General features: G+C 69.9%; 11 protein-coding genes and 2 pseudogenes. 8 read left to right on the forward strand and 5 right to left on the reverse strand.

All coding sequences use genetic code 11. The features are described 5' to 3' along the window. Window positions 1-708: transposase (locus tag ABTY04_RS38920; protein WP_352218164.1), on the reverse strand; the 708-nt coding region annotated here is incomplete at its 3' end. A gap of 398 nt (window positions 709-1,106) precedes the next feature. Next, a pseudogene (locus tag ABTY04_RS38925) lies at window positions 1,107-2,079 on the reverse strand (site-specific integrase). 540 nt (window positions 2,080-2,619) lie between these two features. Between ABTY04_RS38925 and ABTY04_RS38930 the strand changes: the two are divergent. From ABTY04_RS38930 to ABTY04_RS38955, 6 genes are all read left to right on the forward strand, one after another. Next, window positions 2,620-3,198: a TetR/AcrR family transcriptional regulator gene (locus tag ABTY04_RS38930; RefSeq protein ID WP_352218165.1), complete on the forward strand. Its 579-nt coding sequence runs from the start codon at window positions 2,620-2,622 to the stop codon at window positions 3,196-3,198. 82 nt (window positions 3,199-3,280) lie between these two features. Next, window positions 3,281-4,513: an MFS transporter gene (locus ABTY04_RS38935; RefSeq protein WP_352218166.1), complete on the forward strand. Its 1,233-nt coding sequence runs from the start codon at window positions 3,281-3,283 to the stop codon at window positions 4,511-4,513. 56 nt (window positions 4,514-4,569) lie between these two features. Next, complete coding sequence (locus ABTY04_RS38940; protein ID WP_352218167.1) at window positions 4,570-5,502, forward strand: MBL fold metallo-hydrolase; 933 nt, start codon at window positions 4,570-4,572, stop codon at window positions 5,500-5,502. 138 nt (window positions 5,503-5,640) lie between these two features. Further along, window positions 5,641-5,850: a hypothetical protein gene (locus ABTY04_RS38945; RefSeq protein ID WP_285523591.1), complete on the forward strand. Its 210-nt coding sequence runs from the start codon at window positions 5,641-5,643 to the stop codon at window positions 5,848-5,850. Continuing rightward, window positions 5,837-7,228 carry an amidase gene (locus ABTY04_RS38950; protein ID WP_352218168.1) on the forward strand — a complete coding sequence of 464 codons (1,392 nt, stop codon included), beginning with the start codon at window positions 5,837-5,839 and terminating at the stop codon, window positions 7,226-7,228. The genes ABTY04_RS38945 and ABTY04_RS38950 overlap by 14 nt, the downstream gene beginning before the upstream one ends. 157 nt (window positions 7,229-7,385) lie before the next feature. Next, entirely contained in the window at window positions 7,386-7,853 is a 468-nt protein-coding gene (locus ABTY04_RS38955) for a hypothetical protein (protein ID WP_502996815.1), read from the forward strand. 74 nt (window positions 7,854-7,927) lie between these two features. Here ABTY04_RS38955 and ABTY04_RS38960 read toward each other — a convergent pair. Then, window positions 7,928-8,560: pseudogene (locus ABTY04_RS38960) on the reverse strand (MSMEG_1061 family FMN-dependent PPOX-type flavoprotein); the annotation flags it as partial. A gap of 713 nt (window positions 8,561-9,273) precedes the next feature. On the opposite strand from ABTY04_RS38960, the gene ABTY04_RS38965 reads away from it, so the two are divergent. Further along, on the forward strand, window positions 9,274-9,957 hold the full coding sequence (locus tag ABTY04_RS38965; RefSeq protein ID WP_352218169.1) for an alpha/beta hydrolase: 684 nt from the start codon (window positions 9,274-9,276) through the stop codon (window positions 9,955-9,957). A 305-nt stretch (window positions 9,958-10,262) separates the two neighbouring features. On the opposite strand, the gene ABTY04_RS41385 is transcribed toward ABTY04_RS38965, so the two are convergent. Both ABTY04_RS41385 and ABTY04_RS38980 read right to left on the reverse strand, forming a co-directional pair. After that, window positions 10,263-11,341 (reverse strand): IS630 family transposase gene (locus ABTY04_RS41385; protein ID WP_502996814.1). Its coding sequence is split into 2 segments (ribosomal slippage): window positions 10,263-10,840 and window positions 10,840-11,341, totalling 1,080 coding nucleotides; the frame shifts between segments, so codons are not numbered across the junction. Window positions 11,342-11,653: 312 nt separating this feature from the next. Further along, the gene (locus tag ABTY04_RS38980) at window positions 11,654-12,046 is read right to left on the reverse strand and encodes a hypothetical protein (protein WP_352218170.1); all 393 of its coding nucleotides are present in this window, start codon (window positions 12,044-12,046) and stop codon (window positions 11,654-11,656) included. Window positions 12,047-12,335: 289 nt separating this feature from the next. Between ABTY04_RS38980 and ABTY04_RS38985 the strand changes: the two genes are divergently transcribed. Further along, window positions 12,336-12,997: IS5 family transposase (locus ABTY04_RS38985; protein ID WP_352218171.1), on the forward strand; the 662-nt coding region annotated here is incomplete at its 3' end.

Here is a 12,997-nt window from a genome sequence, read left to right on the forward strand (position 1 = left end):
CTCTTTCTCGGCGGTGCGCCAGCGCAGGCGGCCTGCGGCATCGCGGTGATAGTTCTGCACCATGATCTGGCGCAGGGCCTGGGCACGAGGGCCCGACGCACGGTCCGCTCCGTGCCGGTAGAGGTGTTCCAGGAGCCGGACGGCGTCGTCGCCGGTGGCGAGGATCCTGGTCTTGGGCTTGGTGGGGTTCTTGCCCAGGCGGACCGGGCGTCCGTAGCGACGCCCCCAGTCCTCGTCGACCAGCTCGTCCAGCAGGTGCGGGGCTGTGCCGGCGACTTCCTCCAGCGCGGCGCGAACCGCTTCGGTGACCATCTCCAGCCGGGTCAGGTCGCGGACCGCGGCCAGGACGTGGGTGGAGTCGGTGCGCTGTGTGGTGCGCTCGCGCACCAGACCGGCCTCCTTCAGGCGGGCCAGGGCGAGGCCGAGGAGGCGGTCGGCGCGGTTGTCCTCGGTGAGACGGTCGCGGAAGTCGGCCAGCACGCTGTGGTGGAACCCGGGGTCGTCCAGCTCCATGGCCATGGCGTACTTGAAGTCGATGCGGCAGCGGACCGCCTCGGCGGCCTGCCGGTCCGACAGGCCGAGCACGAACTGCAGCACACAGACGGTGGCCGGCTGGGCGGGCGAGAGGCCCGGTCGACCGTCACGCGGATACCAGTCGGCGAAGTCCTCGTCACGCCACAGCCCGTCCAGGCGGTCTCTCACCCACATCGCCGCCGTACCGCCCGGGTTGCTCGCCCTCGCGATCTGCGCGGTCAGAGGCGGGACTTGCGCACCGAAACGAGGACGGAGCGACAACGGACACCTCGACAACTGCATGGGCTCTCGGAACACCCCGAGCATGCCCACCGATCACCCCGGCGCACCGGGAAACTCCAAGATCCCCGACAGAGTCAAGCCAACGGCGACCACCGCTCCGCGTATGCCCGCTACGAGCGGCGGATGCGCCCCTTCGTCACCCTCAACCAGGACCTGGCCACCGAGAATCCCGGCGGACCCGCCTCGGAGGAATCCGTCGCGCACGCCAAAAACGCACTCTCACTGGACAGCTGATCCCCTGCCCCGAACCGACATCAGAGCAGGAAGGCAGCACAGAACCGCTCCTGCCCTCAGCGCCTGCTGTCGCCAGGGGCCAGCAGGCTGGTGAGCTCGGCGATTGCCTCCGGGGACGGCTTGAAGTAGCGGCGGACGTTCTCCGGCTTCTTGTGCCGGGACTTCGCCATGAGCATCAGCAGCGACGCACCCTGTTCACCGAGGTGGGGCAGGGCGGAGTGCCGGTACTCGTGCAGGTCCCAGCCCGTGCCCGGTCTGCGCAGGGCGGTGTGCTCGGCGAGCAGCGCGCGGGCCTGCCCGTCGAGAGGCGGGCCAGCCCGGTGTCCGGGCACACGTCACGTGGGCTGACGACCTTGCCCGCCCCGGGCGGCGGTGGGTGACGAACACCGGCCCGCGGGTTCGGCCCTTGAGGAGCCTGGGCAGCAGCCGGGCAGTGCCGGCATCCCAGTACACGGGCTCCGGCACGAAGTCTTCGCGCGCCTGGCCGCGGCGGCGGGCCTTGGTCCGGGCGCCCTTCGCCTTGACCGGGCAGCGGCGCGCGGCGAAATCCAGTTCCTCGATATTCACGCCGAGAACCTCTTCCGCGCGGGCGGCGGTCTCGTACGGCATCCGCCACAGCGTCCTCTCCCGCAGGTGAACCTCACGCCGGGCAACCAGCCGGTCCACGGCCATCTTTGAGCGGGCCGGGGTCTCGGAGTCCGGCACCGTCAGCCGCTTCGCCCAGGTCGGGACCATCGGTCCGTCGTAACCGTGCTCTTGGCACCAGCCGAGCCAGGACAGCACCCCCGCCCGGCGGGCGTTCCACGTGTTCACCGCCGCGGTGCCCCACAGCAGTTCCAGGGCCCCGCCGATCTCATCGTCCGCGACCGACGCCAGCGGTCGGCCCTCGCTGAGCCGCGCGGCGGTCTTGCCCACTCCGATCCCGTAGTTCCGGACCGTGTTCGGGTTGCCGAGAGAGTCGAGGAACACGTCGGCCGCCGTCCGGACGGTCAACGCCTTCCCGGTCGGCAGCTGTACGACGGTGGGCACCGCTTCCCCCTTGCCGCAGATAACAGGGCCGCTTCACGTAGCGGCCGAAGAACGTCACCGCAGGTGACGGATCAAGCTACCGCAGATATTGGGGTGTTATCCGTGGGAAGACTTCAGGCGGGTCCGGCCGCCGACGCTCCGCCAGCCGCCCACCAGGGCCGACTTCGGCTTAGCGCACGATGTGACATGGATGTTCCTCAACCCCCGGATCACGCAGAGGTGCTTGGAAGAGCTGGAGAAAGTCCTTTCGCTGATTGGTGAGGAAACCGCCTCGACGTACTACGGGCATTTGCGGGACATGAGCATGCACTGTGTCGAGATAGGTAGGGACGGTGGCCGGCAGGAACCTTGAGAAGGCTCTTGGAGGTCGGCTCCCGCGGGCAGCTGAAAACCCGCCCGGCTGCGACGGAAGCCAGGGCCGGCCGGTACGCCCGCGGCCTACCGGTCAGGTCCGGACCGGCCGATCGGGATCAGCGTTCGTGACGGCCTGATCGCGCCGACGTCCAGCCAGACGCAATTTCTTAGCATTAGGCTGTCCCCATGAGTGCCCAAGCGACCCCACGCCCCGGCGGGCGCAGTGCCCGCGTCCAGCAGTCCGTACACCAGGCCGTCCGTGATCTGGAGGCGGAGGTGGGGCGCGACGCGCTGACCGTGCCCCTGATCGCTGCCCGTGCGGGGGTCACGCCCTCCACCGTCTACAGGCGCTGGGGTGATCTGCGGGCACTGCTGTCCGACGTGGCTGTCGAGCGGCTGCGCCCGGATGCCCCGCCGGCCGACTGCGGCAGCCTGCGGGCGGACCTGGAGGCGTGGACCGTGCAGTTCGCCGAGGAGATGTCCTCGACGGCCGGACGCACGTACATCCGCGACGCCCTGCTCGGCGACCCCGAGCAGGGCAACGCGGCCCGCTGTTCCGACTATGCGGCCGAGCAGCTGAAGGCCATCGGTGTGCGCGCGGCCGGGCGCGGGGAGGCGGTGCCGGACGTGGAGACGCTGCTGGACGTCGTTGTCGCCCCGCTGATGTATCGGATCCTGTTCCGCCCCTCGGATCTGTCCGAGGCGTACGCCGCGCGCCTGGTGGCGGCGGCGCTCGGCCGCAGCGAGCTCTCCTCGGGCACGTAAAAGCTAAATATTTGCGTTTCGGGTCGGTGTCGGCCTAGAGTGCTTAACGCAAAGCATTCGCCTTAAAGGTCGGAGTGTTCCCATGGCCAGCGTCACAGCCTTACCGTCCCGCCGCCTGCCGGTACTGGGCCGTCGCGGTGCCTTCCGGCTCCACGCCTCGACCCTGGTCGTTCTGCTGGCGGCCTCCAGCGCGCCGACGCCCGTGTACGGGCTCTACCAGGCCGCCTGGCATTTCTCGGCCATGACGCTCACGGTCGTGTTCAGCGCCTACGTGCTCGCCCTGCTGGTGGCACTGCTCACCGCGGGCACGCTCTCGGACCACCTGGGCCGGCGCCCGGTCCTCGCCGGGGCGCTGCTGGCTGAGGCCGTCGCGATGGCCGTCTCCGCCGCCGCGCAGGGGGTGCCGGAGCTGATCGCCGGCCGCATCCTGCAGGGCCTGGCAACCGGTGTGGCCACGAGCGCCGCCGGAGCCGCCCTGCTCGACTTCGAGGCCCCCGACCGCCCGGGCCGGGCGGCGGTCGCCAACGGCATCATGCCCGTGGCCGGCATGGCATTCGGGGTGCTGGGCTCCACCGCCCTCGTGCAGTACGCGCCCGCACCCACCCGCACCGTCTACCTGCTGCTGCTCGTGCTCTTCATCGCGCAGGCGGCCGCGGTACGGCTCACCCCTGAGACGGCCCGAACCGAGTCCGGCACCTGGCGCCCTTTGCACCTCCTGCACCTCCTGCGCCCCACGATCACCGTCGCGCCCGCCTCCCGGCCGGGCTTGGCGCTCGCTGCGCCCGGCATCGTCGCCGCCTGGGCCCTGGGCGGCTTCTACTCCTCGCTCGGGCCTTCGCTCGCCCGACTCATCGCCCCGCACGCCGCCCACGCGACCGGCGGACTGCTCTTCTTCACCCTGACGGCTGCGGCCGGTCTCACCGGACACGCGGCCCGGGCGCTGCCCGCCCGCACCGTGAGCCTGGTCGGCGCCGCGCTGCTGATCCCCGGGGCCCTGCTGACCCTGGCAGCCCCTCACCTGCACAGCCTGCTCGCGCTGTTCGCCGGCACCGCCCTGGCGGGCGCGGGCTTCGGCGGCGTCACCCAGGGCGCCCTGCGCCTACTGCTGCCCCCGGCAGCCCCGGGCGAGCGCGCCGGCACGCTCGCGGCCTACTACGCCCTCAGCTACGTGGCCATGAGCATCCCCGTCGTCCTCGCTGGCCTGCTGACCAACCTGTACGGCCTGCAGACCTCCGTCGCCCTCTACGGCGCAACGGTCGTCGTGCTGACCCTGACCGGCCTGATCCGCGCCGCGCACCGGCCGCACAAGGCCTGACAAGAGCCTGCCCACCCCACCACCCACCACCCACCACCGCCGAAAGGGACCCACCGATGAGCACCGCATCCCCCCGTCAGTCCGCTCCTTCTTCCGCCACGGGATGGAGCCTCGGCGACATCGCCATACGCCGCGTCGACGAGATCGAACTGCCGCGCCAGACCGGACCGTGGCTGCTGCCGGGCGCCACCAAGGAGGTACTGGACGAGGCGTCGTGGCTGCGCCCCGACTTCGCCGACGCCGAAGTCCCACGCCTGGCGAGCCACAGCTTCGCGGTCGAGGCCGGCGGGCTGCGCATCGTCGTGGACACCGGCATCGGCAACGGCAAGGTCCGGGCCAACCCGGCCTGGAACGGTCTCGACACCGACTTCCTGGCGCGGCTGGCGGCGGCCGGTTTCGCACCCGAGTCCGTGGACCTGGTCATCACCACGCACCTGCACACCGACCACGTCGGCTGGAACACCCGCCGTGCGGGCGACGACTGGGTCTCCACCTTTCCCAACGCCCGCTACCTCACCAGCCGCACCGAATGGGACCACTGGGCCGCCACCGACCTGGACGAGGCACGCACCCAGATGTTCCGCGACTCCGTCCACCCGGTCCGCGACGCCGGGCAGTACGACCTCGTGAGCGTCCCCGAGCAGGGCCACGAGGTGGCGCCGGGCGTCTTCCTGGTCCCGGCCCCGGGCCATACCCCGGGGCAGGTCGCCGTGGAGCTACGCGGCAGCGACCGCCGGGCGCTCATCACCGGCGACAGCATCCACCACCCCGTGCAGCTGTCCCACCCCCACGTCCACAGCTGCGTCGACATCGACCCCGCCCAGGCGGTGCGCACCCGCGCCCGGCTGCTCGACTCCCTGGCGGACACCGACGCGCTGCTGCTGGGCACGCACTTCCCACAGCCCACCGCAGGCACCGTCCGCCGTGCGAACGACCGCTACCGGCTCCTCGCCGAGCCGGGCACCGAGATCCCGGCCACCGCGGCCTGACCACACGGCGGGCGCCACCCGGCCGCCCCGCAGGGACCGCCGAACAGAGCGGTAGCACAAAGCAGTAGCACAAAGCCGCATCACCGAGCCGCATCACCCAACCCGAACCTCCAGCCTCGACCAAGAGGGAGAACATCCATGCCCGCCACCGAACTCACACCACCGGAGGCAGCCCGCTGGGCCGCCCGCGCCGGACTCGTGCTGCCCGCCGAGCGCCACGCGGCGGTCGCCGCGGTCGCCAACCACATCCACAGCGTCGTCGTGGTCCTGCGCGAGCTGGACTTCGCGGACGTCCCGCCCGCCGCCGCCTACCGTGCAGGAGAGGAGAAGCACGATGGAGCCGTTTGAGCTGCCCCTCGCCGCCGCCGCGGACGCGATACGTGCCCGGAGAATGTCCCCCGTCGAACTGGTCGACTCCGTCCTCGACCGCATCGAGAAGACGGAGCCGCACCTCGGCGCCTACGTCACGGTCGTCGCGGAACAGGCGCGACGGGCGGCGAGCGAAGCCGAACACGAAGTGGCGCACGGCCGCTACCGCGGACCGCTCCACGGTATCCCGATGGGACTCAAGGACCTGATCGACGTGAGCGGTATGTCCACCACGGCCAGCTCCCGGGTCCGCGCCGGCCATCGCGCGACTGCGGACAGCACGGTGGCCACGCGTCTGGACGCAGCCGGCGCCATCCTGCTCGGCAAGACCCACACCCACGAGTTCGCCTTCGGTCTGACCACCCCGCAGACCCGCAACGTCTGGAACCGGGACCGGGTCGCCGGTGGCTCCAGCGGCGGCTCCGCGGTCGCCGTGGCGTCGGGCGCCGCGACCTTCGCGCTGGGCACCGACACCGGCGGGTCGATCCGCGTCCCCGCCGCGCTCAACGGGGTCGTCGGACTCAAGCCGACGTACGGTCTCGTACCCCGGCACGGGGTCACCTCCCTGTCCTGGTCGCTGGACCACGTCGGTCCGCTGACCCGCACCGTCGAGGACGCGGCCCTGGTCCTGACCGCGCTGACCGGACACGATCCGCGCGACCCCGCCTCGCTGTCCGTACCCGCCTCGGACTACCGGCCCGCTGCCGGTACGGACCTGACGGGGCTGCGCATCGGCCTGCCGCGCACCTACTACTTCGACAACGTCGACCCGCACGTGGAGGCCGCCGTCCGCCGCGCCATCGGCCGGCTGGAAGCCCTGGGCGCACGGCTCGTCGAGGTCGACATCCCGATGACCCGCTACATCCAGGCCACCCAGTGGGGCCTGATGGTTCCGGAAGCCGGCGCCTACCACGAAGGCAGCCTGCGCACGGTCCCCGAGCTGTACCAGGAGGACGTCCGCATCCTCCTGGAGGCAAGCGAGTTGATGAGCGCCGGTGACTACGTACGCGCGCAACGCTCCCGCACGCTCATGCGCGCCGAGTGGGCCCGGATGCTGGAGGAGGTCGACGTGATCGCCGCCCCGAGCGTCCCGATGCCGGCGGTCGGGGCCGACGAGGAGACGGTCACCTGGCCCGACGGTACGGTCGAGGGTGTCTCCGACGCCTACGTCCGCCTTTCCGCCCCCGCCAACATCACCGGAGTGCCCGCCCTGACCGTTCCGGTCGGCCACGACCCGGCGGGCATGCCGATCGGCATGCAGCTGCTCGGCAGGCCCCTCGGTGAGCCCACGCTCCTGCGGGTCGGCCACGCCTTCGAGCAGACGCAGCCCACCCGCGCACTCGCCACAGTGGCCTGAGCGGCGGGCAGGGCCGCCGGGAGGAAGGGTACGTTTCACTGTGAGCCGGCTGCTGCCTACAGGGCTAGGCTCGATTCGTGGGAGAGCCCGAGCCGCGCGCCGAAGGTGTGGGACCCTTCACCACCCGGGTCACTTGGCACGTCCTGCAGGAGAGACGGTGGTGGGGGAGTCGGGGCTCGCACGCAGGCGCGGGGCGCTGTCGGTCCAAGGCGCGGGCGACGGGGCCGAGGTGGCCCCGACCGCCGACGCCGAAGCCCTTGGCCGCCTTCGACGGCTCAACGCCATCGCCTCGGGAGCGTTCGTCATCGGCGGGGCGTTGTTCGCCCTCTGTGCCGCAGTCGCCCAGTTCGGCTCGGGCGACCCGGTCGAGAGCGCCTCGATCTACTTCGCGGGCGGCCCTTTGCCCACGGCCGACTGGAGGTGGTGGGTGTACGAGTCAATGCGTTTGGACTGGCTGAGCACGTTCGTACTGTTCGTCGGGACGCTTGTGTTCGCCGTCAACCTGCTGGACTCCTTCCTGCAGGGTTTCACCGTCCAGGAGATCAACCGGCTGATGTGGACTCCGGACGTGATCAGATGCGTACTGTTCCTGGTGTCGGGGCATCTCGCGTTCGTCGAGATCTGACACCGGTCCCGCCCCTGCATCCGCTCGCGCAGTCTGGGCTGGTGGGTCGTGGTGAACCGGTTCGGATCGGCGCTCTTCATGGTCTCGGCCCTGGCCGTGATCGTCAGCTCCGGCATCCGCAGCTGGCCAGCGTCACCTCGGCCGAGGTCGGCTGGGCATCCGCCGCCAGCCACTGCTCCGGCTTCCAGGCCCCGCTGCGCAGGAGCGACTTGGGGCAGTGCGTGTAGACCTCCTCGATCCCCAGCACCAGCGCGCTGGCATGCGGCTTGCCCACGGCGGTCAGCTGCGACAGCAGCTCCGGGCGGGTGGAGACGCAGGCCCGGCCGTTCACCCTGAGCGTCGTGGTGCGCCCCGGGATGACGAACAGCATCCTGGCCCGTCCGGTGGCGACGACGTTCTGCAGGGTGTCCAGACGCTTGTTGCCGGTTGCGTCCGGTATCGCCACCGTCCGCGCGTCCAGGACGGTCACGAAACCGGCCGGGCCGCCACGCGGGGACACATCACGATTGCCCTCGGCGTCCGCGCTGGCGACCAGGACCAGCGGTGAGCAGCCGATCAACCGCCGGGCCTGTTCGGTGAGTTCGGTCATCTGCTTGCGCACGGCCGCGTCGTCGGGGAGTTCGTAGGCCCCGGCGCAGCGCCTCCTGGTCGGGCACGGCGTCGAGGCGGAGCAAGTCGCAGGCACTGTCGGCAAGGGGTGGCGTCATACATCCGAACCCTATGGGATCGACCTACGATTGGTCTTGGTCGATAGGCGCGTGGACACACAGAGCACCGCGCGAGCTGCCTGGTGCGTGAAGCTCAAACCGGCCCGCGCAGCCATGCCCCGTCCCGCCTCCTGCGGGCTCTCGCACCCAACATCCGATCGAGTTGATCACAAAACTCGCCCCGCGCCGAAGTACGAACTGTTCTTCACCGACCCGCCCGCTGCCGGCGGCTCGCGGGTTCGCCGCCCCTGAAACCGCCACGTCGCCTTCATGTACACCTTCAGCGTTGCTCAACAGCTGTCGGCCACCTCCACCGCCGGCAGTGCCTCGTGATGCTGAGCGCCACCGGCTACGAGACCGATCCCCGGCGGCGTCCGTGAGCGGCTGGCTGACGGGCGACTCCGGAGCCCTGACGCTCCGCACCAGGTCAGTGCCCTGAGGGTGGGGAGATCAGGTGAGCGGGTCTGTCCCGAAGCCCGAGCAGGGGGTGGGGATTTTCAACGGTCCTCACCAGCGTGGCTGGCCGGTTCGGCCTGACGGCTACAAGGCCGGTGGCCCGTGTGCGGCATTCGGGTAGCCAGGCCGCCCGGAAGTACTTACATGGTGGAGCCGCTGAACGCGTCGGGCAAGCGACACCCATCGCCCCCACCTAAAGTGGATCATACCCGACGAAGTGGCCCCCACCACTCCCGGTACCAACGAAAGAGGAAAGTATGGCTGGCAAGGCAAGCATCGTGTTTGCCCATGGCTTGTGGGCAGATGGCTCGTGCTTCGCAAAGCTGATCCCCGCACTCCAGGCCGAGGGCCGCGAGGTTTTCGTCTCACAGCACGGCCTCGACTCGCTTGAGGGCGACGTCGCCTGCGTCACCCGCGCGATCAACCACGTGCCCGGCCCGGTCGTCCTCGTGGGCCACTCCTACGGCGGCACGCTCATCACCAAGGCAGGCGTGCACGACCGGGTAGGCGCTTTGGTGTACATCTGTGCGCTCGCTCCGGACGACGACGAGACCTCGACACAGCACCTCGGCGCGTTTCCCGGCTCGCCGGTTTTCGAGCACCTCGAGGTCGCCGACAACCGCATCTACCTCAAGGAGTCGGGCATCGGCCACTTCTGCGGCGACCTGTCGCCGGAGGAACAGAAAGTCGTGCTGGCCACCGCTAACCCGCCGATCGCGGACCTCTTCGATCAGCAGGTACCCGGCAACGCCTGGCGACAGAAGCCGAGCTGGTACATCGTGGGCACTCAGGACCGCACTGTGAATCCGGACCGGGAGCGCGCCTCCGCCGACCGGATGAAGGCCACGACCGTCAGCCTCGACAGCAGCCACGTTCCGATGCTCTCTCAGCCCAACGCTGTCCTCGACGTGATCCGCAACGCTGCGAAGAGCCTGGAGTAGGGCCGAGGACCGCGCGGCACGCTCTCTTGGTATCCGTTCGCGCCGCCGCCAACCCGCGATCCGATGTGACAAAACCCCGGCGAGCGGCTCTCGCAGCCAGAATTCGTACTGGACGTGATTCGCGAGGCCGCGAAGTCCCTGGAGCAGTGAGCGTTTCCGATCCACACCCCAGTGCGTGAAGATCGTTTCCGGGGTCGCGGCGAAGGGCGTGGATCACGTCTGTGGCCCGGTTCCGGGGCCGGCCGACAACGCACCGCAGATTGAGCGCAGCGAACGGTCGCGCGGGGTTTACTGACTTCAGCTCGTCAGGGTGACGCTGGGGCGTCGAGGGTCAGGCCGGTGCCTGCTATGAAGCCGTCGAGGGTGTCGGGCCGGTACCGGAGGCGTTTGAGCCGGTTGCGGACGAGGGTTTCGAGTCGGTCGAGGGCCATGACGGCGAGGTTGGCCAGGCTGCGCTTGACGTGCGCCCAAACGCCTTCGACCGGATTCAGGTCGGGCGAGTAGGCGGGCAGCAGGAAGACTGTCAGCCACGCCCGCTCGGCGACGAGGTCCCGCATCCTGCGGGAGACGTGGGTATTGAGCCGGTCCCAGACCAGCACGATCGGCGCCCTGACCAGCTGATGGACACCGTCGACCAGCGAGATGAAGTCCCGCTCGCCCATGCTGCGCCGCTTGCCCCCGCCCGCGGGGTGGGTACGCAGACGGTGGCACAGCCGGGTCCGGGATCCTGGCCGCATGGCGATCAGCCCGGCTACAGACAGTCGTCCCGAGCGGCGCCCGCTCACGGTCACGACCGGGGTGATGCCGCGCCGGCCCCAGGTCCGTCCCCGGGGCGGCCTACGGGTGAAGCCGGCTTCGTCCTCGAAGCAGACGTAGCCCCCGCAGGCCGCCCGGGCCCTTTTACCTCCGCCCAGGTCGCCCCCTTCCACACGCTCACGGCCTGCTCATCCCGCTCGGCGACCCGCCGTGCGGGCACCTGAGGGGAGAAGCCGAGCCGGTGCATCAGCCTTGTGGCACCCGAGACGCTATAGGAGACGTGGAACTTCCTGCCGATCAGCGTGGCCACCCGCGATGCGGTCCACACCTGGTCCTCCACCCACCCGTGCACGGCCGGCCCCTGCTCCAGAAACCCCGCCAGCTTCTCCAGGCAGTACGGCGACAGCCGGCATCTCAATCCACTCGGGCCACGCGAGGTCAGAGCCGCGACTCCGCCGTCCCGCCACAGCTGGTGCCACTGGTAAGCCGACTTCCGGCTCACCCTCAGTTGGCGCGCGACCTCGACCGGCTTGATCTTCTGCTCGAACAGCTCAGCTGCCTGCATCCGCACCGTCTCCCGGCGCTGACGTCCCACAGCGGTCAGCCCGCCCCCATCCGCATATCTCACACACCACGGGATACAGCCACTGAGCCAAACCCCTCAGCCACTTCGCAACGAATCACCCTGACGAGCTGAAGTCAGTAAGGGAGGACCGCTTCGAACAGGGGATGCCCGGCCCGCTGCAGCAATGTGGCGATGGCTGGCCGGAATCCCGCCAGGTCGCTTGTGGTGGTCGTCCTTGCGACCTCGTCGAAGTCGAGAGGAGCTGTCCATGTCATCCACCTCGCCGACGGCAAAGCGGCCCCCCCACGCCTTCCATAATCCGGCGACCGGACCGCGGAACCTGCCCTCCGCTCGCCCCGAGGCTCGTCACAGAATTCATCGGGACGTTTTTCCTGGTCCTGACCGTTTGCGTCGCGACCGAGCCCAAGACAGGCGCGGGAGCCGGGAGGAGTGCTTCCCCAGGGTGTCGATGGCCTTGTAGACCCAGACGACCCGCTCATACCCCTCGCTGACCACACGGCCGATGTCCCAGCCGTCCGCGCGGCCCTCCGTACTCCAAACGTTCGAGGTACCCGCGTAGCTGGGGGAGGTGTAGCCCCGGGTCCAGGAGATCTGCTTGGCCTCCGTTGGCAAGAAGTAGGCAGAACAGGAGGGACCAGGCGTGAGGTAGAAGGCGAGGCCCACGAAGATCCACAGGCCGATGGCCATGGCGCAGTACCCGCCGATGAGCTGTACCGCGGGGTGCAGGGGCGGGGAGATGTAGAGCACGTCGCCGCCGACGACGAGGACGAGACCGGCCAGCGCGAGAGCGGCCAGGAATGATGTCGTGGCACTCGACGGCCGGCTCCTCGGGCGGCCAGTCGCTGCGGCAGAAACGGCGGCCGGCCGTGATCCCGACGACGAGGGTGTCCTGATGGCACCGGGGGCACTGCACGGTCCGGTCCTTCAGGCCTGAGTGGGCGTTAAGTCCCATCTCCCTCGGTTCGTGATCGCTCGATCGTGGCACTGATCGCGGTCCGGGCCGCCTCGTGGGCATGTCCATGTTGAGATGCGGGGCGTGAAGAGAGAGCCGTACCTCAGCGACTTATCGGACGAGCAGTGGGCGTTGATCGAGCCGATGATCACGGCCTGGAAGCAGGACCGGGTGGCGTGGTCGGCGACCGGGGATCCGGGCTCCTGCGACCTGCGGGAAGTTGTGAACGCGATCTTCTACCAGAACCGGACGGGCTGCCAGTGGCGCTTGCTGCCGCACGATTTACCGGCCTGGTCGGCGGTGTTCTACTACTTCCGCCTGTGGCGCGAGGACGGGCTGGACCAGCGGATCCAGGAACTCCTGCGCTGCCAGGTCCGCGAGAAGGCCCGCCGGTTAGAGGACCCGTCCCTCGTGATCATCGACACCCAGTCCGTCCGCGCGGCCGCCGGTGTCCCGAAGACCACCACGGGGCTGGACGCGAACAAGAAAGTGTCGGGGCGCAAGCGCGGACTGGCCGTGGACGTCCTGGGCCTGGTCATCGGAGTTGTCGTGCTGGCCGCCTCCGCCCACGACAACACCGCCGGCACCGCCCTGCTCGACCAGGCCGCCGAGCGGTGCGGGATGCGCCTGGAGAAGGCCCTGGTGGACCAGGGCTTCAAGGAAGCGGTCATCATCCACGGCGCCCTGCTGGACATCGACGTCGAGGTCGTCCGCCGCAACCCCGCTGACCAGGGCAAAGGATTCGT

Origin of the sequence: Streptomyces sp. NPDC097981, assembly GCF_040302565.1 — a bacterium.
Classification (GTDB): domain Bacteria; phylum Actinomycetota; class Actinomycetes; order Streptomycetales; family Streptomycetaceae; genus Streptomyces.

Bases quoted from the DNA above. Each gene is read 5' to 3' on its own strand.
- ABTY04_RS38930 (WP_352218165.1), top strand. From the start codon at position 2,620: ATGAGTGCCCAAGCGACCCCACGCCCCGGCGGGCGCAGTGCCCGCGTC.
- ABTY04_RS38935 (WP_352218166.1), top strand. From the start codon at position 3,281: ATGGCCAGCGTCACAGCCTTACCGTCCCGCCGCCTGCCGGTACTGGGC.
- ABTY04_RS38940 (WP_352218167.1), top strand. From the start codon at position 4,570: ATGAGCACCGCATCCCCCCGTCAGTCCGCTCCTTCTTCCGCCACGGGA.
- ABTY04_RS38945 (WP_285523591.1), top strand. From the start codon at position 5,641: ATGCCCGCCACCGAACTCACACCACCGGAGGCAGCCCGCTGGGCCGCC.
- ABTY04_RS38950 (WP_352218168.1), top strand. From the start codon at position 5,837: ATGGAGCCGTTTGAGCTGCCCCTCGCCGCCGCCGCGGACGCGATACGT.
- ABTY04_RS38965 (WP_352218169.1), top strand. From the start codon at position 9,274: ATGGCTGGCAAGGCAAGCATCGTGTTTGCCCATGGCTTGTGGGCAGAT.